The organism is Photorhabdus sp. P32, from assembly GCF_038085095.1.
Classification (GTDB): Bacteria; Pseudomonadota; Gammaproteobacteria; order Enterobacterales; family Enterobacteriaceae; genus Photorhabdus; species Photorhabdus luminescens.
In genome coordinates, this window is the sequence record NZ_JAZGJN010000274.1 from 40116 (window position 1) to 60866 (window position 20751).

The following is a 20751-nucleotide window of genomic DNA, read 5'->3' on the forward strand; positions in this document are numbered from 1 at the left end:
ACAGTGAAACAGACGACACTAAACTCTCACAAATAGTTCCGTAAATTTTTAAAGAATTATTTTTGGCAGTGGCAGGTGTCCGAATAACACCAATGAGGGTAATAATAATGATGAAACGCAATGTTCTTGCAGTAGTAATCCCAGCTCTGTTAGCTGCTGGCGCAGCAAATGCAGCTGAAATTTATAACAAAGACGGCAACAAACTGGATCTGTACGGTAAAGTTGAAGTCCAGCACAAATTCGCTAACAACAAAAGCGGCGAAGATGGCGATAACACCTTCGCCCGTCTGGGTATCAAAGGCGAAACTCAAGTTAATGACCAACTGATCGGTTTTGGCCGTTGGGAATACAATATCAAAGGTAACCGTGCAGAAGGTAATGACGACACTAGGACTCGTCTGGCTTTCGCTGGCCTGAAGCTTTCCGACTACGGTTCTCTGAACTATGGCCGTAACTACGGCGCAGTTTATGAAGTCAACGCTTGGACCGACGTGTTGCCAGTATTCGGCGGTGACTCAATGGCGCAGACTGATAACTTCATGACTGCTCGTTCTACCGGTCTGTTAACTTACCGTAATACCGATTTCTTCGGTCTGGTCGATGGTTTGAATTTTGCTCTGCAATATCAGGGTGAAAATAGTAAAAACACGTCTAATGGCCGTGATGACCGTAAAGACAACGGTGATGGCTACGGTTTCGCTGCAACCTATGACGTAGGTTACGGTATCAGCGTCGGTGGCGCATACTCTAACTCTGCCCGTACTTCTGCGCAAAAAACCGCCTATGATATCAAGGCCAAAAAAGGCTCTGCTGCCTTAGGTGATCGCGCTGAAGCATGGAACATCGGCGCCAAGTACGATGCTAACAACATCTACCTGGCTGCTATGTACGGTGAAACCCGTAACATGACCCGCTTCGGTGGAAAAGTTGGTAACGATAATATGGAAAATATCGCTAACAAAACCCAGAACATCGAATTGACCGCCCAATATCAGTTCGACTTCGGATTACGTCCATCTCTGGCATACGTTCAGTCCAAAGGTAAAAATCTGTTCGGTGACGTTGAGCATGATGGGAAAGAATCCGACAGTCGCGATCTGGTAAAATATGTCTCTGTTGGTAGTTACTACTACTTCAACAAAAACTTGACTACCTATGTTGATTACAAAATCAACCTGCTGGATAAGAATGAATTCACCAAAGCAACAGGTATCAGCACTGACAACGTTGTTGGCGTAGGTATGATTTACCAATTCTAATTACCGCTGGTAAATAGATTTAGCTGAACAAGTTAAACACCATTAAGAGAAAGCAGCGCTTATGTGCTGCTTTTTTTGTCTTACGTTTTCTCTCTACTACTCCAACTTTTTCTCACTCCGCAAGCTGCCTCACAAGATTATCTTCTTTTTACGACAAATAGTTGGCAAACTGTTTTAGCAACGTTAACCTGACTACCCTTTTGGGCTTAACTCTGAGCTTTGGAATTACAAACATGTTTGAGAAAATTACCGCAGCGCCTGCCGACCCTATTCTTGGCTTAGCCGATAGTTTCCGTTCTGATCCTCGTACAAATAAAATCAACCTTGGTATCGGTGTCTATAAAGATGAAACAGGAAAAACCCCTGTTCTGACCAGTGTTAAAAAAGCTGAACAATATTTACTGGAAAACGAAACAACAAAGAATTATCTGCCGATTAGCGGCTTAGCCGAATTTGGCCGCGTAACTCAAGAATTACTGTTTGGCAAAGATCACCCAGTCGTTACAGATAAACGCGCCCGCACAGCACAAAGTCCAGGCGGTACAGGCGCTTTACGTATTGCTGCGGATTTCATTGCCAAACAGACTAATGCTAAACGCGTTTGGATTAGCAACCCAACCTGGCCAAACCATAAAAACGTTTTTTCCGCCGCTGGACTGGAAGTCTGTGAATATAAATACTATGACGCTGAAAAACACGCGCTGAATTTCGAAGGCATGCTAGCGAGCCTGTCTGAAGCTCAGGCAGGAGATGTTGTTCTGTTCCACGGCTGCTGCCATAATCCGACAGGCATCGATCCAACCCCGGCGCAATGGGCTAAGCTGGCAGAAATGTCCGCGGAGAAAGGCTGGTTGCCTATTTTTGATTTCGCTTATCAAGGATTTGCCAAGGGCCTGAACGAAGATGCAGAAGGTCTACGTATTTTTGCGAAAAATCATAATGAACTGATTGTTGCCAGTTCTTACTCTAAAAACTTTGGCCTGTACAATGAACGTGTCGGCGCCTGTACCATTGTTGCTAGTAACAGCGATACAGCAGAAAAAGCGTTCAGCCAGGCTAAAGCGATCATCCGAGCCAACTATTCCAACCCACCCTCTCATGGCGCATCTGTTGTCACCACCATTTTGTCAAATGAAGATCTGAAAGCAGCTTGGGAACAAGAACTAACTACCATGCGCGAACGTATCCAGCGTATGCGTCAACTGTTTGTCAATACCTTGCAGGAAAAAGGGGCAAAACAGGATTTCAACTTTATTAGTAGCCAAAATGGTATGTTCTCATTCAGCGGCCTGACAAAAGAGCAAGTAGAACGCCTGCGTGAGGAGTTTGGTATATACGCTGTCAGTTCCGGTCGTATTAACGTCGCTGGCTTGACGTTGGAAAACATGGCTCCACTGTGTGAAGCCATTGTTGCGGTACTCTAGTTAATATTTACCTTATAAAAAAGTCGCTGAATTTCAGCGGCTTTTATCATTCAGAAGATTCGTCATCCGACACAATTGCGATATTAATCTTATTGAGTGCATCAAAATGAAAATAGAACGGCTTGATCATCTGGTGTTGACAGTTAAAGACCTTGAAACCAGCAGCCACTTTTATCAACGCGTTCTTGGTATGTCGATTGTGACTTTCAGTGAAGGCCGTATCGCGCTGTCATTTGGTAACCAAAAAATTAATCTACATGAATATGGGCGGGAATTTGAACCTAAAGCTCAAACGCCGCTGCCCGGTTCTGCTGATTTATGTTTTATCAGCCTATTGCCTATAGATGAGATTATTCAACATCTACAGCAACATGAAGTTGAAATCCTTGAAGGGCCGGTTAAACGTACCGGAGCAAACGGAGCTATTATGTCCGTCTATTTTCGCGATCCGGATCAAAATCTGATTGAAGTCTCCAATCAGTTATAGTTGCCATCAAACAACTATCAGCCAGCCCTCAAATTGACACTTACTGAATATAAACGCTACACCACATCACCAACCTGGTACTTCATCCTGTAAAAATGGATTAGTCTGCCGCTCATAACCTAGCGTCGACATTGGCCCGTGCCCTGGAATAAATTCATAATCATCACCAAGCGGCAGAAGTTTATCTTTAATTGAGTTAATTAACTGCTGGTGATTACCGCGTGGGAAGTCACTACGTCCAACCCCCCCTTTAAACAGAACATCTCCCATATAAATCAGCTTATCTTCATGATTTACAAACACAACATGCCCTGGCGTATGCCCTGGACAGTGCAATACAGATAAATCAATGCCCCCTACCCGTAGCTCATCACCTTCATTTAACCAGCGATCAGGTTCAAATGACGGGCATTCTTCAATGCCAAACATTCGACTTTGAGCTTGCAAGCCTTCAATCCAGAAAGCATCTTCCTGCTGCGGCCCGTAGATCGGCACATTAAAATATTTAGCGACTTCCGTGGTTGCCCCAACATGGTCAAAATGACCATGAGTCAATAAAATCTGGGTCAATTTCAAACCACGGCGTTCTATCTCGGCGATCAGCTTCTCTGCTTCCCCCCCCGGATCAACAATTGCCGCTTCCTTACTCTCTTCGTTCCAAATAAGGGTACAATTCTGCATAAAAGCAGTAACAGGAATAATTTGGTATTTCATTATTTCATTTACTCCATAGTCAAAACAAAATAGTTACTCACCAGATTACCACGTCCTGACGGGACCTGTATCAATATGAACGAAATTACTGCGTGGATAGTACCCCACTCCCCCCGCTTTCATTTTCAGAGCAGCCTTGCAGATACGACTAAGCTCAATACCTTCAATATGAAAATCCATCGCCCGCCCGCGAGTATGGTAACTCTGTTTAGCCACACCTTTACTTTGCTTGCGCAACTGATTGTTGGTTACCAGTGAACGATAACCAGAAATGAGTTGTACAGGCTTATTAATGCCCATCATCATTTGCAGCAAATAGATCTGATCAAACAATTTAGGATCGATAATCTTAACTCTATTTTGACGGTAATCCCGAAACAGATGATCCAAACGGGCTAGCTCTTCTTTGTTGTAACGATAACCGTCAAAAAATTCGGCTTTAATCGTTTCACCTGTATGTAAGTTGTCAAAACGTAAAATTCGTGGACGTGGAGTGGCCAGAGTCGCAAAAGCATGCCCCGGCAAAAAACTCAAGCCTAAAGTAGCAGCCCCCACACAAAGCCACTTACGACGATTATGATCAATTATATCCATGAAGAAACGTCTACTCAGATTATGGAAAAAATAAATCACCAGGCAACTGGTCACTGGTCACTGGTCACTGGTCACTGGTCACTGGTCACTGGTCACTGGTCACTGGTCACTGGTCACTGGTCAGTATGACAACTAATAACAAAAATTAGTTGCATTTAGTTTTGTAAAGGTAACAACTTTGACAAAAACTGGGAACCTTGTTTCACACTATTATCGTAGTCATAAATATCGGTACGGTACTGAGGAACCCCCTGTTCATCTACCCAGGCAGTTAAATAATACAAATAAACAGGAATACGCTGTGGGATATTAACATAAACGGTATTACCCTGTTTCACGGTATTAGTCACTTTGTTTTGAGTCCAACCCACATCTTCCAATAACATATTCGCTAATTCTGAAGCCTTGTTAATCCGTACACAACCAGAACTGATCGCTCGGATATCTTTGTTAAACAGGCTATGGTTCGGCGTATCATGCAAATAGATAGCATCCGAATTTGGCATATTAAATTTATAACGGCCCAATGAGTTAGTCGGTCCCGGAGCTTGCCATATTCGATAAGGAAAGTTAGCAGGCGTAATCACTTTCCAATCAATAGTATAAGGGTCGATTACACTGGCATCAGCACGCCAATTTGAAAAGATAACGTATCCTCCCCGTTGAAAATATCCGGGATCATCAACTCCCCGTGGTGCGATATCTTTTCTTGCCAGGCTAGTTGGCACACTCCAGGGAGGGTTAATCACCACATTATTCAGTACACTACTCATAATAGGTGTCTTACGGCTTGGACGACCAACGATCACTTTCGAGTTCAACACTTCCTGATCATTAAGATAATAATGCAATGAATAATCTGGAATATTGACCATAATTCCTGTGGACACATGTCCTGGGATAATACGTAAGCGCTGGATATTAAGCGCTATCAAGCCAGCTCTAGTTTGAGGTGAAGTATTTAGCCAATCTCTTGTACGTTTACCAATTACGCCATCCGGCGCCAACCCTTGCCAATGCTGGAAATTTTTTACCGCAGTCACCAATTCAGGATCGTAGACATGATCTGATTGGGTTGTCAGTTCACTCAACATCCCAATACGAATAAGTATTTCTCTCAACACAGCGACATCAGAGCTACTCTGCCCCGGTTTTAACGCACTTTTATCAGAAAGCTGCGGCCACGGTTTACTATCAGCCAGTTGTTTCATCATCTCCTTGCGCATATTTTCATATTGAGGATGTTGTGGCGCCAATGCTGCAATATAAGCGGCCACATTGTGATCGATAATAGCTTGCTGCCACTGACCGATAACGACTGGTGAAGGCAATGCAATTTTATAAGGTATAGCGCTGTTATATAACACAGTGCGATAGAGCCAGCTTTGGCCCTGATGATCGACATCTGAGACAAATTGTAAATAACCTAGCATAGCATCCGACAAGATCAGATCACGTCCCATCGGATTCAATTGACCATCATTGAGTTCAGTCAGCCATTGGCCAAATTGCGGCTGAAACCCAGCCAATGCCAGTTCTGAAAGTTGTTGTTCAAAGCGCTGAACCGCGATTTCATCTTGCCACAAAGGTTGCATTTGATTGGAAGAATACAAGCTAACCAATTGGTCAAAGAAAACAGGCTTAATTTGTGCTGGTATCCAGCTTCGTAGCATTTTACGACGTTCTGTTTCTGAAATTGCGGCAGCTTGAATTTGTACTTGTTCAGGTGTGGTTGTTTCAGATATTTTTTCAACCTGCATTCTTGGCAGATTTTGAATATCACCTTCAATAAGCCTACTCTGATGCTTAGCTAACGCATATCCAGCTACTATTGATGTACTACAAATAACCGAAATGCACAGTGGCTTTATCGCTCTTTTTACCATATCAACATACCCATCTTCAGAACATTTTCATGAATTAATTTTAATTATGACAAATTCAGGCTCTAATCAAAGAAAAACAACAAGTTATTTACATTGTAAACTATTTATCTACAAAGGAAATATAATAAGTCATCGCCAGCCAATTCAGCACACAAGAGCAAAAAAGACGTCAAAGCGTCTCGTCTATATTCAAGGTATATACCCTATGGATTTCAAGATGCATCGCGACGGCAAGGGAGCGAATCCCCGGGAGCATAGCAAACTATGTGACCGGGGTGAGCGAGTGCAGCCAACAAAGAGGCAACTTGAAAGATAACGGGTATGCAAACCACTTTCTTAACTCAGCAGAGAGACCTATCTGATAACAGGTAGGCCCCCAATTTAACGCCATTCCTACGATAATTTCTGGTTTACGACAACGCGACTATCATGATGAAGAAGTGCTATCACATGAGGCAGTACCATATGCAGCGAGAAATGACTGAACCGCGATGGCAATTCGCTGGGATTGCTCCTCTGGAGTAGGTAAACCAATGCCCAAAGTAGCCTTAAGCCTTGGCGTTCCAATGATGCCATCGATAAACACCTCCGCAGAGATTTTCGGGTCTACTATGTTCAATTTTCCCTCCTTCATCTTTCGTAGCAGATATTCGACAAGAAAATCGACTATCTTTTTGACTCCCTTTTCATAATAGATTTTACCTAGTTGCGGAAAACGTTGGGCTTCCAGAGTGACCACCCGGTAATTTGCAATCATTGCCTCAGAAAGAATTACCGTGAAAATTTCCTCTGCAAAAATTGTTAACGCTTTCCCAATATCTGGTTCGGGATTCATGGTCTTGTCCAGATCGCCCTCAACCTCTTCTATTCTCTGCTTAACAACGGCTACCAACAGCTCTTCTTTGGAAGGAAATCGACTATAATAGGTTCCCTTCGAAGCATTAGCACGTTTCGCCATCTCATTGATACTGGCACCATCAAAACCCCGTTCTGCAAATACCTGAGCAGCAATTTTTAACAGCTCGTTAACTCGTTCTCCTGAAATTCTAGAGTACGAACGGGTTCTTTTGTGATCTGTTTGGGCTTTAGGTGTATTTGTCATGTAAAAAACCTAAATTTTTATTGGTACCGAACGGTACGGTATACTATTATTAAGACTATAGCAGTAACACAACCGATGGCTGTGATCAAATGGTCCTAGCCAGCTACAGTCACCATGATTCTTTCAGAATCACATCGTACTACTTATGGAGAAAAAAGAAATGAACGTTGGAATAATTGGTTCAGGGATTGGAGGAGCATGCCTGGCACATGGCTTGCGCAAAAACGGAATAAAGGTGAAAGTCTATGAACGAGGCTCTGCTACGTCATCCATACTTCCTGGTTATGGAATTTACGTCGATACATTCGGCCAGCAAGCAATGCAGGAATGCCTCCCAGAAACCAACTGGCTAACCTTTAAAAAGATTTCAAAGCCTGTTGGCGGACAGACAAGATTCTATGATGAGCATCTGCATCTTCTTCTCGCAGCTCAGAGAGATATTCACCAAGAAGATGGGGAAATCATTACCGAAGATCGAATGTCAATCAGCAGATCTGAACTTATAGAAGTACTCAATGAGGGACTCTCAGATACCGTGCAATGGAACAAAACGTTCGAGCGTTATGAACACATGCAAGACGGTAAAGTCAGACTTTTTTTCACAGATAAAAGTCACGAAGATGTTGATGTTCTTATCGGTGCGGATGGAAGCAATTCAAAAGTACGCAAGCAGTACCTCCCGGCGATAAAAAGGCTTGATATTGGCGTCACTCTCACCGTTGGGCGTGTGCGCCTTACCCAAGCTCTTGCTGCCTCATTGCCTCCCTATTTGCTAGATGGTTCGCCCAACAATATCGTGCCTAAAAGCCCTGGGGGATTGTTTGTCTCTCTATGGCGTGCTCCAGTCAATACCCGGGTAAAAGCCACATCGACAGAAATTGGCGATTTCGTCATGTGGGCCTATGCAGCAGCAACGAATAGCTATCCGAATACGATTACTGATTTTCCTGCGGAATCTCTGTGTGATCTGATCTGCTCCCGGATTGCTTCATGGGACCCAAACCTGCATACCCTGATTAAGCAAAGTGATATGGAAAACATCTCTGTGATTCGATTACACAGTATGGATCATCTCTTACCTTGGCGTTCTAGCGCTGTCACCCTACTCGGCGACGCTATTCACAACATGACGCCAATGGTGGGAATGGGAGCCAACACAGCGCTTCGAGACGCACTTTTACTTACCCAGACGCTGACTCGCGTAGCCTCTGGTCATGAAGAGTTAATCAAGGCGATTTCAGATTATGAACAACAAATGCGAACATATGCTAATGAGGCCGTTGATATTTCGTTACGTACCGCGCTAAATGCAGCTGATCGCTCAATGATCAAGCGAATACTGTTTCGAACTGTACTTCGGGTTGCACAAACTTTACCGCCAATAAAGCGAGTGCTATTCCCGATAACAAAATCTGCGCAACACCAGGGAAAAATAAAATTAGGTACTACACATTCTTTTGGTAGTACGCAATAAAGAGGCTTTCACTTTACCGCCAGATAACTTGAATAAACGATTAGCAAAGAATTTGCTGTAATATTGCGTCGTCCCAAGAATGGAGTCTGGTTTTGGTAAATCAGTGAGAACTTCTTTTTGAAAAATAAAGACTTGATAAGGCAGAATCGATTATTTACTATCGCAACGGCCAGAATATCTTTGTCTAAAAAATATAATAAAAATCCATGCCCGGATTATTTGGTCGATTTTTGCCAAATTTACAATGGCTTAACTCCATATTATCCGGGCTACAAAAATTTATGAAATTATATATTTTTAAATCTATTTTATTTAAAAGATATGAATTAAATTAATTTACCATTTTATATGGTAGATTCACATAATAAGTTATTCCGATTATCGTGCTTTGCATTTATACCCTATGGATTTCAAGATGCATCGCGACGGCAAGGGAGCGAATCCCCGGGAGCATAGATAACTATGTGACCGGGGTGAGTGAGTGCAGCCAACAAAGAGGCAACTTGAAAGATGACGAGTATAAATCCTTTAGGAGGCAACCATATCTTATCTCCTAATGTAACTGACAGCCAATTGGGTAGTACCGTTTTAGATTCACTTTCTAAAAGTCGGTTGGTCGATCCGGATAATGATTTTTTTGATAATGAAAAAACATCTGAGCAAGATGAGGAATGAATTAAACCAGTGATGAAAATTTGCCATTAACTTTCTGACTAAAAAATTTCTTTATTATGTTAAACTCGCTGCTTATATAAAAGCCTTAATCTCTCTGTATTTTCACTTCTAAATGGTCATGTCGAATTAAATAAATGTAAAATAATCTGAGGATAGCCAGAGGTATCTGGGTATATCATAAAGGCAATAACATCACCAAAGCCAGCATCGATACACTGACCCGTTACGCTCACGCCTGTGGTATTAAAAAGCCCGTCATCACCCTCTACTGAATAGCCAGCACTTTTGGGCTGGTCTACCTTTTATTTGGATGTAAGCGCTGGAACCACCGATAATCCTGGCATTCTAAAATTTTGGCGGGTTCCAGCTTCAATGTCCTGCCTGATTTTCATCGTTAATCCCAATATTAAGTATTGCCTATTGAACTTTACAGCTAAACAGACGGCATAGATAACGACTGTTCAATAGCATTCTCAATACCCGACACCGCCGTAACCACCAGCATCAACATACCACCGATCATGAGGATCGAAGCGAACAGGAACCCACGGGTCACTATCTGCACTTTAACAATCGTTTCATCCAACCAGTGCCGTGCAAACTTCGCCATTGATTGATCAAACCCCTGTAACCGCGACAACAGCCGCAGATAACTGATCGCCTCGTTATCGGGAAAACGGTAACCAGTATCGCGCAACGCCTCACCGAAACCGGCCCCCATAGAGATATGTTCAAGCGTGGCGGCGATACGTACATACAACCAACGTGAACCGGCCTGTTCCAGCAACAATTCTAACGCCGATTGCAGCATCATCCCTGAGCGGATCAACAGCGACACATTCAATATGAACATACTGCCATGAATGGTTCGGTAGAGTGACCACGGTGGGAATCGGTCAAGTTCCGTTCGTAACCGTCCGCCAAGAAAAGGCAACGATAATGCCACTAATATGAACAATATCATCAGGAATATCAGAGAATACAGCCCATAGTCATTAACAAATGTTCCCATCAAATACAAGGTATAAGCCGCACCATCCCAGGTTTCCGGCTTAGAAACCGCGGCCAATTTTGGTACCAGATTGCCTGCCACAATGTGCAACAATACGCATATCATCCCAATGAGCACTGCGGGATAAATAGACGCGCCGATGACTGCACGGCGAATTTTGCTACTCGCGTCGATCATGGCGATCGCATCCATGAAAGCGCTACGGATATCACCGGAACGCTCACCTGCGGCAATCACCGCCACCTCATTAGGACCAATCCATTGCAGCAAACTTTCTGCCAACGTGCTGCCCTGGCTCACAGCTTCATAACAACTACTCAACACCAACGCATAACCACAGTTAGGTTTATGGCCTTCGTCGCTGGCGACATTGTACATTTCACGTAATGCATCAATCAGCATGACACGATTCTCTAACATCATAATCAGATGTTCATAGAAACGGACCCGCACTTTCTTACTGAACTGTATCTTCACCATCCGATAGTTCAGTCTTGCAATAAAATCGGTCATGGACATATCGTTTCACTCTATTTGATGGATCGCAGGAATAATCGGCCCCATCACCCGTTCTGCGGCACGAGGATCGATTATTCCGTCATTTATTTTGCGAATAAGCGCGTCGATCTTGCTTAATCCCCCCATCTCCGAGATCCAATATCGAGTCGCTTCATGATGGTGACCTATTCGATAAGCTTGCATTAAACCCGGGGAAGTGCGTATCACTTCAGCAACTACCGTTCGGCCCACGGTGCCGCACTGTTTGCAATAGTCGCAACCTTTGCCCTGTAGACAAACCGATTTAGGCTGACAATAAAGATTCAGTCGTTTCAGCAGACGCTCGGAGACTTCCTGCTCGTTCCCTTGCAGGGGAACTTTACAATGAGGACATAACACTTGAATCAGCGATTGACTGACCAAACCAATCACCAATCGCGAATCCATCAATAACGACTCCATCACAGCCTCATCCTGCAAGCGGGGCAAGATCGCTAAAGCATCGTTTGCATGTATGGTGGTCCAAATAAGATGGCCGGTCATGGCTGCACGAAATGTCATCTTTGCAGTCACTGCGTCGCGAATCTCACCGACCATAATCACATCGGGATCGAGTCGCATTGCATCAGCAATCGCCATCGCCCATTCTTGTTCGATAATCAGACTATCGCCACGATCGCCGGTGATAGGGGATTGATTAGCCCCTTCAATTTCATATTCAGGCGGGTCTTCAAGCGTGAGCAGATGAATGCCAGCTTGCTCGGCTATCATCTTCTGCATCACGATCTTCAAGGTAGTGCTCTTGCCGCTACCGGTCGCGCCAGACAAAAGGACCACACCGGCCCGATGGTCCATGAGTTCTTCCAGTATCTGGCACTGTTCCGGCAAATAGCCAAGATCGCTTAAAGTACACACCGTGCCGGGGCTGTCCGCATACAACAATCGCAGCACCATCAACATGCCACGATCAAGCGGACGGGTATTAATCCGCGCTCCAGAAAGTCCGCACTCGGCCAAGAACTCATCCTTCATGCGCGCGCGCTGCGCCTGCATCGGTTTAAAAGTCGGCTCTGCCACGTCGCACATACTTTGATAGATAGTCGCACATAATCGCAACCCTTCTTCCGGCCGCAGTTGTCCTATCGGCCGCAAATAACCATCGATCCGGCAACGGATTTCACAATAATTACGGCGAGCGACAATATGCAAATCCGACGCCCGTTCCTCAGTGGCTTCACCGATTAAGCGAATGATATAACGCTGAACATCCGATTCAGTCCCTCCCAGTCCATGACTCTCGCCCTTACTGAGACGGTACAATTCCAATATGTTCCCCATGCCACAAGTGACAATTTGATAGACAAAGCCATTCCTTTTAACCGTCTCTTCATAGGCCAGCACATGAGGATCAAGTCGGTGGGAAGCAGACACGGCAAGTACGCATTGCCCCTTCTGCTGGGGCAACTCAACAAGACATATCAAACTGCGGTTAGCTAACTCTATTTCAAGCACTCCGCTCAAGGCAGATAAAACTTTTGCGCCCTGCCTGACCATACACAACAGATCGGAGCATGTTATTGCCATAAATATCTCCACCCATCAGTAATTAACGGTTTAACGCAGCGGCGGCGCAACCATTAAATCAAGGCTATCCAGCAACGATGCATCGTTGGTAGCAGTAAGACCTACATCATAGAATCGCCCCTGTTTGGAGAAAGTCACTACCCCGGTATCAATGCGGACCACTTTATAACCATTCGGCAACTGTTCACCTGTTTTCACATCCATGATGCCGCCTGAACGAAGCCGGAGCGTAGCGGTCAGAACCCCATTGCGCCCGAAGATTGACTTAACCAGAGGCAGGCCATTATTAACGGCTCCTTTATTCACCATCTTGGAAATTTTATCGAATTCAGCTTGAGCATTTGCCCTTGCGGTTTCAGCTTTAAGCAACATCAAATCCGTCTGTAACTTTTCCAGTTGCGCGGCAACGCTGTCAGCCGTTACCGCTGGCGATGCAGGCTTCTGCGCACCATGCTTCGCCTGAGCTGCCGGTAGCTCAGTAGATGATGTTTGCGCATATGTCAGGAAAAATACCGACGCCACAAATAGACTGATTATAAGCTGGCTAATTTTTTGCATAGAAAACTCCACTCAGCTTCCACTCAGGAAAACCATCAGATAACACAATTCTGGCGCTGGTTACTCTCAATCCAGGGAGCGGCTTACCTGAAAACAGGGCATCTGGAGATAATTGAGAAGTCAATGTCCAGTTATAAGTCTGCCAATCAGGATTGGCCCACACGCGTGTTTCTCCCTCCGGCAAAGGGGGCGGAGGCAAAACGGAAGCGCCCTCGGTCAAAGTTGGAGACGGCAAACCTAGCGCCTGAAAATAAGACATCAGCTCAATCAGCGCCTGATCTGTCGACTGCAATACATCGTCGTTGTTTTCCTGATCATGACTCTGCGACTGCCCAAACGGTATCAATACTTGCGCCTGTTCCCCACCATTGGAAATCACCGGGCCAGCCCGGAAAATATTGATAGCAGCAACCTGAAAGACATTGATCGGCATCCCGTCATGACGCTGATAACTCACAGAAACCGCATCAGCATCCAGCATAATGGATTCAACCTGCCACCCCGCGAGCGATAAGGGAACTTTGGCTAAAGCTTTATTCCATGCAGCAAACTGCCATTCCATTGTCGGCTGCGTAAGCCACGGATGCGGCGGCGGAACTTCCACCACCTCATTGGATAAATCCGGTACCCTTATTTGCGTATTCTGCTTATGGATGTGCCATATCCACCAACCGCCAGCTAACAAGAACACCGTACCTGCGGTCATGGCAAAGATCTTAATTTGATGCTTCGACATTTCGCCGGTTAAACTCTCAAGCTGACCGACAGATTTTCTCAATGCGGACTGTGGCAACAATTGCGCCAATGGCATCTCCGACCACGGCGATTCAAACTCCTTCGGCGCATAAATCACATTCCACACCCCATTGGCGCCCTCGACCAACTGCACCGTATCGCGCAATTTCGCTTCGATTTCTTCACGAGTGCCGATCAAATCACGTCCAGCCATGATCGCGCCCTGATGTACCGCTACCAATGCATAATGCCCATCAGGCAAATGAAACGCACCTATCCAGTTAGGCTTATCCACCGCTTTAGCAAGAATGGCCGCCAATGAATAACAACCTGGCGCTCCTGCCTCTTTTGGTACATACCCAATCTGTATACTTCGCCCAGCACGATGCCGGACAACCAAGGTAAACCCTGCGGCAATCCCATTTCTACGGATGTTAGAACGTGTTAACACAGTGACAGGCGGTCGCCAGATGATGCCTGCGACCAAAGTTTTACCATATAGTTTGATTTGCATAGCGCGCTCCGCGCCTGTTTCAGTCTGGGTCATTTTTCAATCTACCACTATAGGGGTAATCATGACTACGATCACATTATGGTTTCTTTTAGCCTGACGGCTCCCACCCAAGAATTGATTATCCGGGCTACCCAAACCACGACGGTCACTGGCATCCGACTGTTGCTCGAACCCTGATAACACCAGCGTTTCACCTGAATGTAGTCTCACCTTCTGACTGAATGCGCGTAAATCTATTGTCGGCAACTGCACCTGACCGGTCTCTTCCTTGCCGAATTTCTCCAGCCTCTTTAAATCGCTCAAACTAATGTTGTACTGCAACAATATTTGCTTGTCGGCCATTGCATAAGGCAGCATCAACATATTAAAACCCGTCGTCACTGTCGCCGGCTCGATCCCGACTGAAATACCGACTTGTGGCGTTGAGGTATTAGAAATTGATGAAACATAACCGGTCTGGGTTGCAACCTGCATCGGTACTGCTTGCAAATTCAGTGTAGTCACAGAAGGTTGAGTCACTATAGAAACTTTACCTTGAGCCGATAACGCCTTGATCAGTAACTTACTGTCACTAAATGGCCCCTTGAGAATATGAATATTGGTACTGATATCGCGCCCATCAGTAACACTGCTGCCCTCACCGCCCACGCCGATATGAGCGCTTTTATAGGCCAGCGACCAATCAACGCCATACTGATCAGCCCTATCGAACGTCAGGTTAAGGATCTTGACATTAAGCACTACTTGCGTTGTCAATAATTTGTTCTGCTGATCAATATAATCTTTAATTCTATCGAGTACCTCAGGTGAATCGGTCACTACCAATGATGCCGTCGCCATAGACAAAGTTAACTTACCTTCACCAGGCGTTAGCATATTCGATACCGTTTTTTGGATCTCATCCATAACCGAACGAGTCAAAGAAGTTGCGAGAGTTTGGGAACTGCCACTGTTACCGTTACCGCTATCGCCTCCATTTAAACCACCACCGAACGTGGCATTGGTCGTCGCTGTCACGCTGGAAGACAATGCATCCGTACCCGGCAATGCATATATTTGAAATACCCGCGTCTCTGTTTTGAAAATATGTACTACTCCATTGTGTACTTTCCAATACAATCCTGACGATAAAATGACCGAATCAAGCAAACCTGCCAAGGAGCCATGCCAATTCACGTTTATTCTCATCTCTTCTGATTCACCGCCTTCAGATACTGACTGCGCGTTCGAATTGTCAACAACAATCCCCTGACCATTTTCTTTCTCCTCCAATGCCGGCGCCGCACTAGGATGCACGGCAAACCGCGCATCAGCGCTGATCTGCACCGGCACGCCACAGATACGCTTGATCTTTTCCGCAAACTGACTCAGCGTCATCGGTTCAGCTTCCTCCAGAGTCAACATGCAGGAAACCGTTTCCCCCTCCTTCTTTGATGGAATCTCCTTAGTTGATACCCAATAACCATGCTCATGCACATGCACAGCCGTCATGGCGGGAGTATTACGTAACTCCTTAATAATACCGGTAGCATTTACCATCTCGGCATCTGCCTGCCGATCAACATTAGAGATTGCTGCACAACCTGACAGGCCAGCCGCTATGCAGGGCAACAACACCAATCTGGAAAACGTCAAAAACTGGATATGCATGTTATTACCCCCGAGCCTGGACATGAACAAGCCGCTGTTCCTGATAAATATCGACAACGAAAGGACGATTCGCCATCGTGTAGGCTTCGAACAGCTCGCTTACCGCATGGATAAACGTGCCATTAAAACGCAGACTAGCTCGGATAGGAAAATCATAGGAAGCATCCCATACCACTTGGTAGCCAGATCTACTGGCCCATTCTTGTGTAACATCACGCAGAGTTTGCCCCGGAGTTGCTGTCCATACCGCCGCCGCAGGAACTGGCGTCAGCATCGGTGTTGCATAAACGGCGACACTTGACATACAAACAAGCACCGTAAAAACATATGTAATTATTTTGTTCATCGATTTTTCCAAAAAGAAAAAAATAGCCAAACAACCTATTAACAAAGCCCAGTAACCGAAGGAAAGCCCGCTTGCGAAACAACAACTACAGTATTTCCACCAGCGCTCCGTCAGATACAAACTTCCGCACACCATCCGGTAACCGTCTGGCAAGCAAACTCTCTACCCGTTTTCCTCTACCGTCGATAAGTCTGGAACCCTGCTTAAAACCAATCTGATCGGGTTCAGCACTCCATTTAAGCAATTCTCCGAAAGCGCGATGCAGCAACCCATTGTCGCCGGGGAGGCTATTTTTGCGGAAAATATAGACATGAGCCCCTGAAACAAACCCGCCCCAGAGGCACTGGCTGGCAACGTTGTCACACCAGGCATCGGTATTCACCCACGTCATATGTCGAGCAGCCAATGCCTGCCGCATCTTGCGACTCTTGATCACGCCAACGGAATGCTTATTAAGCAATTGCGCGCCGACTGAAGCATAGCTACGAAACAGCGCGGCTACATCAGTCTTGGCACGCACTGACTGCACACGCACTTCATACAACAACTCGCCAAAAATCAGTTGCATGAAAAATACGACGGCAATCCCAACAATCGCTAATGGCCACATTTATGTTCTCCTATTACTCTAGATTGGTTAATGCCAAATCATCAGATGCACAAAATTCTGTTCATCAGTGATGACTTCTCAAAATATGGGAACTGTTATTAGAAGAATGGAATACGCTGGCAATATTATATTTGCGATGTGGTCCAGCAATGAATGTCACTATACAAGTTCTTGTATTCTTTCGATTTACACTGGAACTCGCTTCTGGATAATCCACCAGCGCAGATCGTTGAAAAACAAGCGGCAAATCAGATTCCTGGCTGTTGCCATTCTCATCCGCTTCATACACAGCCAACACGCAACGCATACGATGGTTATTAGAAATCGGAGGTGTAGAGACAGTGACTAACACAGGGGCATTTGAATTATTAAAAAAAGGCTGACTCCGACGGTTTGCTTTACCGCCACTGCCAGCATAATAGTTCCCTCCCTCTCCCTTACTTGACATTCCCGATGCAAGCCAATAACCACGGCTAATTACCGCTTGACTTGCCAATAACCGCCTGCCTCCACTAGCATCTCGCCATTCCAAATCTGACTTATCGACATTAATTCCCTGACACACCAGTAATTCCCCCTGCTTGCTCATGGACACATTACCTAACGCAGGGCACTTGCCGCCGACAAGATTTCCAGTTTGAGTGTTTATCACTAAGTTATTGCCAACAATGACATTCTTATCTGCATGAACATCACCGGCAGCCAAAGTCCCTTTACTACCGGGATTAGCATTACCATCCAAGATAAACAACGTGCCATGCTCTGGATTGACAACCACTTCACCGTCGCTATTTTGTTCAATATAGGAGGGTTTTCCCTGAGAGCGGGAAGAGAAGGCGATCTTATTCACACCATTAACCATGCCGGGGCCTTGCATCGACAGCATACCCACCTGCTCAAGGCCATTACCGCCCATATTGATGCTGGTTTCCATCCTATTCCACTCTGGATGTCCGCCTATTTTTTGTCGATGAAGCAAATCGCCCGCCAATGTCCCTGGGCCATAGATTGACGCATCCCGCATGAACGGAGCATAAAAAATACGGCCAACTTCCTTGGGTTGTTCATTGAAAAAACCAGCAAAAGATTCAGGCGCATTGACCTGACCATAACTATTCCAATAAGTGGCCGGATTACGATGATCTCGATTTCTGTAATCCAGATACAGACCGCCAACCCCAATCAATTGCGCAATCTTCATCGAATGTTCAGCAACATTTGGTTGTTTTCCATCAGCCATTGCCGGAACGGTATAAACCAACGGATCAATGCGTTTTTTGCCATTAGGCAGTATGACAACTCGTAATACGCCATCATATTTTTGACCAAGCGGATTGACCGTATTCTGGTCAAGCCCCGGCGGTAAATAAGGGGTCATCTCTGCCCAATTAATTGGCGCTGGAGTGGGTCCATGACTTAGAGCGACATAATTGTCATTAACATAATCCACCACCGCATCGCCAAGATGCTGGATCTGCCCGGCGACGACCTGATTCACCAACATATCACTCTGCCTATTCAGATAAATCACACCAACTACCATCATTGATGCCAGTACTATCAGAGCAACAGTCACTTCCAGCAAAGTGAAACCTGCATCATGGCGGCTTATCATCAATACAGATACAGACTCATCATCATGCATAAATAGTCCTTCTTAATCATTAAGTAAGAAAACCTATTCCATCCGATAAACTATTTATCCCCAAAGCGATCCCGCCCCAAGGGAACTACACTGCGGCCCACTCATGTCTGGCTACCTACTGAAAAGCGCCATAACCAACCCAGCGACAGCCAGACCTGGGCCGAAAGGTATCTGTGGCGCCATTCTCATTCTGCGTAGCCGCCAAATCGTCAGATAACTCATTAATGTGAAACTGGCTGCAAGCAAAATCACTAATGGGAGCGCCTCCACCCCCAACCAAGCCCCAAGCGCCGCCAAAAATTTAGCATCTCCCATTCCCAATGCATCACGCTGGCCCCATTGCCGAGCAATCCACGCCACCAGCCTGAAAAACAGATATCCGCAAACCGCGCCGCTGACGGCCAAAGGTAGCGCCACAAATCCGGCAGAATACAGATTGAACAGCAATCCTAACCATAACAAAGGAAGCGTCAGTTGATCGGGCAGCAACATATACTCGAAATCAATTACCGCCAGAGCAATCAACATCGAACTCAGCACCAATAACCCTAACAACAAGTAACTCCAGCCCAGCGCTAAAGCCAGTAAAGAAAAAAGTACCGCTACCGCGCCTTCAACCAATGGATAGCGTATAGAAATCGTGCCGTTACAGTATCGACAGAGCCCTTTCTGGTACAAATAGCTCAACAGGGGAATGTTATCGCGGACCGCTAACACGTGGCTGCAACGTGGACAATGGGAACGAGGAAAGCAGAGATTAAAGCTGGCAGCCTCGTGATTGATTTCAGAGAAAAGCATAATCGGCAGGCGGCAGATCACCACATTAAGAAAACTTCCGACACACAGCCCCAGCAACCCTGACGCCAGAACCAAACATCCGGTAGAAGATTGCAACCACCCTATCACCATGATGATCTCCCGGCAGATTCAGCACACAATGAACCCCATTAAATAAGGGAAACAACAACAAAACCAGAGAAACCGGCGACTTCCCTCACCAAGAAAATGCAGCTTGAGAAGCCTTCACCAAGCTTGCCAAGCCACATACCACATCAAAACAATCAATGTTCTAAAATCAATGTTCTAACTGGCGGAAACAAGCGTCACGGTATTTGCATCATTGGCATTACATGCTGATTCAATTTGCGCCAAAGTCGAATCTGGTTTAATTTCTATGCCAGATTGCTGCCCTTTTCCACCTCCGCCACCCACGGTCATTTTCGACCAACCGGCAACCCGCAATTTCAGCGAAAGTTGTTGACAAGCCTCATCAGGCACATTTTGATACTCAATCTTAAAGGTCTGAGCAGTGGTATCTCCCGGAGAAATGATTACCTTGCCATTCCAACTATTAAAAATAATCCCGCTCTTACCATCCTGAGTCATATTGGCGGGAACGACTTTGTAATCAATGGCAATCTTGTTATCCAAACTGTCATAGCCTTTGGCGCCATTTTTAATTGACTTCAAATTTGCAGCCATCTGAGTAATATTCGACGATTCGGTTGAGATTTCCGAAGCCCGAAACAACTTACCAATTCCGGCGGCGGCAGCGGCCAATATCACAATGCCGACAATCATCACAACCAATGCTTCAATCAGCGTAAAACCCGATTGACGCCTGGCGCCACGCAGTACATTGACTTTCTTATTCATGCTAATCACTCCAAAATCAAAATAACAGACGCATTACCACTCACATACCAACCAGATGAAACAAAACATTAACGCAATAATAACATACATTTAAATATTTAAAACACTTTAGTATTTCATATTGAAACTAATGTTATAGATTCCAATTAGAAAAATAAAATTGCTTAAATCGCTCAAAAATCACACAAACAATTGTTAAAAACTATCAAATATTTTAATTTCTATCGTGAATATCGATTAAAATTGATAATATAGCCTATTAAAAAACCAATGTATTTTGTCATACCAATCTGTTGAAGATAATTAATCATTAAATTTATTAATAAAT

General features: G+C 45.1%; 19 protein-coding genes and 1 pseudogene. 6 read left to right on the forward strand and 14 right to left on the reverse strand.

What is annotated here, in order from left to right:
• The first annotated feature begins 107 nt into the window (after window positions 1-107).
• The 3 genes from ompC (at window position 108) to V2H77_RS14605 (ending at window position 3170) form a co-directional block, all read left to right on the forward strand.
• Window positions 108-1259: a porin OmpC gene (gene ompC / locus V2H77_RS14595; RefSeq protein ID WP_341499375.1), complete on the forward strand. Its 1152-nt coding sequence runs from the start codon at window positions 108-110 to the stop codon at window positions 1257-1259.
• Window positions 1260-1492: 233 nt separating this feature from the next.
• Window positions 1493-2683: an amino acid aminotransferase gene (locus tag V2H77_RS14600; protein ID WP_341499376.1), complete on the forward strand. Its 1191-nt coding sequence runs from the start codon at window positions 1493-1495 to the stop codon at window positions 2681-2683.
• Between the two features lie 106 nt (window positions 2684-2789).
• Window positions 2790-3170, forward strand: coding sequence for a VOC family protein (locus V2H77_RS14605; protein ID WP_341499378.1), 381 nt, complete (start codon window positions 2790-2792; stop codon window positions 3168-3170).
• A gap of 66 nt (window positions 3171-3236) precedes the next feature.
• Here the strand turns inward: V2H77_RS14605 and V2H77_RS14610 are convergent, their stop codons facing one another.
• The 4 genes from V2H77_RS14610 to V2H77_RS14625 all read right to left on the reverse strand — a co-directional run bounded on the left by V2H77_RS14610 (window position 3237) and on the right by V2H77_RS14625 (window position 7466).
• Window positions 3237-3884 carry an MBL fold metallo-hydrolase gene (locus V2H77_RS14610; protein WP_341499379.1) on the reverse strand — a complete coding sequence of 216 codons (648 nt, stop codon included), beginning with the start codon at window positions 3882-3884 and terminating at the stop codon, window positions 3237-3239.
• Window positions 3885-3929: 45 nt separating this feature from the next.
• On the reverse strand, window positions 3930-4478 hold the full coding sequence (locus V2H77_RS14615) for a YcbK family protein (RefSeq protein ID WP_341499380.1): 549 nt from the start codon (window positions 4476-4478) through the stop codon (window positions 3930-3932).
• 155 nt (window positions 4479-4633) lie between these two features.
• Entirely contained in the window at window positions 4634-6364 is a 1731-nt protein-coding gene (gene ldtD / locus V2H77_RS14620; protein ID WP_341499381.1) for a L,D-transpeptidase, read from the reverse strand.
• Between the two features lie 427 nt (window positions 6365-6791).
• Window positions 6792-7466, reverse strand: a complete 675-nt coding sequence (locus tag V2H77_RS14625) for a TetR/AcrR family transcriptional regulator (protein ID WP_049585324.1) — start codon at window positions 7464-7466, stop codon at window positions 6792-6794.
• Between the two features lie 160 nt (window positions 7467-7626).
• Here V2H77_RS14625 and V2H77_RS14630 point away from each other — a divergent pair, with 160 nt between their 5' ends.
• From V2H77_RS14630 to V2H77_RS14640, 3 genes and pseudogenes are all read left to right on the forward strand, one after another.
• On the forward strand, window positions 7627-8940 hold the full coding sequence (locus V2H77_RS14630) for an FAD-dependent oxidoreductase (RefSeq protein ID WP_341499382.1): 1314 nt from the start codon (window positions 7627-7629) through the stop codon (window positions 8938-8940).
• A 510-nt stretch (window positions 8941-9450) separates the two neighbouring features.
• The gene (locus V2H77_RS14635; RefSeq protein WP_341499383.1) at window positions 9451-9615 is read left to right on the forward strand and encodes a contact-dependent growth inhibition system immunity protein; all 165 of its coding nucleotides are present in this window, start codon (window positions 9451-9453) and stop codon (window positions 9613-9615) included.
• 185 nt (window positions 9616-9800) lie between these two features.
• Window positions 9801-9887, forward strand: a pseudogene (locus V2H77_RS14640) (helix-turn-helix domain-containing protein); the annotation flags it as partial.
• 161 nt (window positions 9888-10048) lie between these two features.
• On the opposite strand, the gene V2H77_RS14645 reads toward V2H77_RS14640, so the two are convergent.
• The 10 genes from V2H77_RS14645 to V2H77_RS14690 all read right to left on the reverse strand — a co-directional run bounded on the left by V2H77_RS14645 (window position 10049) and on the right by V2H77_RS14690 (window position 20423).
• The gene (locus V2H77_RS14645; protein WP_341499384.1) at window positions 10049-11140 is read right to left on the reverse strand and encodes a type II secretion system F family protein; all 1092 of its coding nucleotides are present in this window, start codon (window positions 11138-11140) and stop codon (window positions 10049-10051) included.
• A gap of 12 nt (window positions 11141-11152) precedes the next feature.
• On the reverse strand, window positions 11153-12709 hold the full coding sequence (locus tag V2H77_RS14650; RefSeq protein ID WP_341499385.1) for a GspE/PulE family protein: 1557 nt from the start codon (window positions 12707-12709) through the stop codon (window positions 11153-11155).
• 30 nt (window positions 12710-12739) lie between these two features.
• Window positions 12740-13267 (reverse strand): type IV pilus biogenesis protein PilP, encoded by a 528-nt coding sequence (gene pilP, locus V2H77_RS14655; RefSeq protein ID WP_341499386.1) that lies wholly within the window; start codon window positions 13265-13267, stop codon window positions 12740-12742.
• Entirely contained in the window at window positions 13254-14516 is a 1263-nt protein-coding gene (gene pilO2 / locus V2H77_RS14660; protein WP_341499387.1) for a type 4b pilus protein PilO2, read from the reverse strand. The genes pilP and pilO2 overlap by 14 nt, the downstream gene beginning before the upstream one ends.
• 36 nt (window positions 14517-14552) lie before the next feature.
• On the reverse strand, window positions 14553-16166 hold the full coding sequence (gene pilN, locus V2H77_RS14665) for a PilN family type IVB pilus formation outer membrane protein (RefSeq protein ID WP_341499388.1): 1614 nt from the start codon (window positions 16164-16166) through the stop codon (window positions 14553-14555).
• Between the two features lie 4 nt (window positions 16167-16170).
• Window positions 16171-16470 (reverse strand): toxin co-regulated pilus biosynthesis Q family protein, encoded by a 300-nt coding sequence (locus tag V2H77_RS14670; RefSeq protein WP_265378323.1) that lies wholly within the window; start codon window positions 16468-16470, stop codon window positions 16171-16173.
• 127 nt (window positions 16471-16597) lie between these two features.
• Complete coding sequence (locus V2H77_RS14675; RefSeq protein WP_341499389.1) at window positions 16598-17041, reverse strand: hypothetical protein; 444 nt, start codon at window positions 17039-17041, stop codon at window positions 16598-16600.
• Between the two features lie 145 nt (window positions 17042-17186).
• Window positions 17187-18767 carry a prepilin-type N-terminal cleavage/methylation domain-containing protein gene (locus V2H77_RS14680; protein WP_341499390.1) on the reverse strand — a complete coding sequence of 527 codons (1581 nt, stop codon included), beginning with the start codon at window positions 18765-18767 and terminating at the stop codon, window positions 17187-17189.
• Between the two features lie 111 nt (window positions 18768-18878).
• Window positions 18879-19676, reverse strand: coding sequence for a prepilin peptidase (locus tag V2H77_RS14685; protein ID WP_341499391.1), 798 nt, complete (start codon window positions 19674-19676; stop codon window positions 18879-18881).
• Window positions 19677-19850: 174 nt separating this feature from the next.
• Window positions 19851-20423 carry a type 4 pilus major pilin gene (locus V2H77_RS14690; protein ID WP_341499392.1) on the reverse strand — a complete coding sequence of 191 codons (573 nt, stop codon included), beginning with the start codon at window positions 20421-20423 and terminating at the stop codon, window positions 19851-19853.
• Window positions 20424-20751 lie beyond the last annotated feature (328 nt).

What these genes read in the sequence shown, in the direction of transcription:
- ompC (WP_341499375.1), top strand. Translation starts at nt 108, where the DNA reads ATGATGAAACGCAATGTTCTTGCAGTAGTAATCCCAGCTCTGTTAGCT.
- V2H77_RS14600 (WP_341499376.1), top strand. Translation starts at nt 1,493, where the DNA reads ATGTTTGAGAAAATTACCGCAGCGCCTGCCGACCCTATTCTTGGCTTA.
- V2H77_RS14605 (WP_341499378.1), top strand. Translation starts at nt 2,790, where the DNA reads ATGAAAATAGAACGGCTTGATCATCTGGTGTTGACAGTTAAAGACCTT.
- V2H77_RS14610 (WP_341499379.1), bottom strand. Translation starts at nt 3,884, where the DNA reads ATGAAATACCAAATTATTCCTGTTACTGCTTTTATGCAGAATTGTACC.
- V2H77_RS14615 (WP_341499380.1), bottom strand. Translation starts at nt 4,478, where the DNA reads ATGGATATAATTGATCATAATCGTCGTAAGTGGCTTTGTGTGGGGGCT.
- ldtD (WP_341499381.1), bottom strand. Translation starts at nt 6,364, where the DNA reads ATGGTAAAAAGAGCGATAAAGCCACTGTGCATTTCGGTTATTTGTAGT.
- V2H77_RS14625 (WP_049585324.1), bottom strand. Translation starts at nt 7,466, where the DNA reads ATGACAAATACACCTAAAGCCCAAACAGATCACAAAAGAACCCGTTCG.
- V2H77_RS14630 (WP_341499382.1), top strand. Translation starts at nt 7,627, where the DNA reads ATGAACGTTGGAATAATTGGTTCAGGGATTGGAGGAGCATGCCTGGCA.
- V2H77_RS14635 (WP_341499383.1), top strand. Translation starts at nt 9,451, where the DNA reads ATGACGAGTATAAATCCTTTAGGAGGCAACCATATCTTATCTCCTAAT.
- V2H77_RS14645 (WP_341499384.1), bottom strand. Translation starts at nt 11,140, where the DNA reads ATGACCGATTTTATTGCAAGACTGAACTATCGGATGGTGAAGATACAG.
- V2H77_RS14650 (WP_341499385.1), bottom strand. Translation starts at nt 12,709, where the DNA reads ATGGCAATAACATGCTCCGATCTGTTGTGTATGGTCAGGCAGGGCGCA.
- pilP (WP_341499386.1), bottom strand. Translation starts at nt 13,267, where the DNA reads ATGCAAAAAATTAGCCAGCTTATAATCAGTCTATTTGTGGCGTCGGTA.
- pilO2 (WP_341499387.1), bottom strand. Translation starts at nt 14,516, where the DNA reads ATGCAAATCAAACTATATGGTAAAACTTTGGTCGCAGGCATCATCTGG.
- pilN (WP_341499388.1), bottom strand. Translation starts at nt 16,166, where the DNA reads ATGCATATCCAGTTTTTGACGTTTTCCAGATTGGTGTTGTTGCCCTGC.
- V2H77_RS14670 (WP_265378323.1), bottom strand. Translation starts at nt 16,470, where the DNA reads ATGTCAAGTGTCGCCGTTTATGCAACACCGATGCTGACGCCAGTTCCT.
- V2H77_RS14680 (WP_341499390.1), bottom strand. Translation starts at nt 18,767, where the DNA reads ATGCATGATGATGAGTCTGTATCTGTATTGATGATAAGCCGCCATGAT.
- V2H77_RS14685 (WP_341499391.1), bottom strand. Translation starts at nt 19,676, where the DNA reads ATGGTGATAGGGTGGTTGCAATCTTCTACCGGATGTTTGGTTCTGGCG.
- V2H77_RS14690 (WP_341499392.1), bottom strand. Translation starts at nt 20,423, where the DNA reads ATGAATAAGAAAGTCAATGTACTGCGTGGCGCCAGGCGTCAATCGGGT.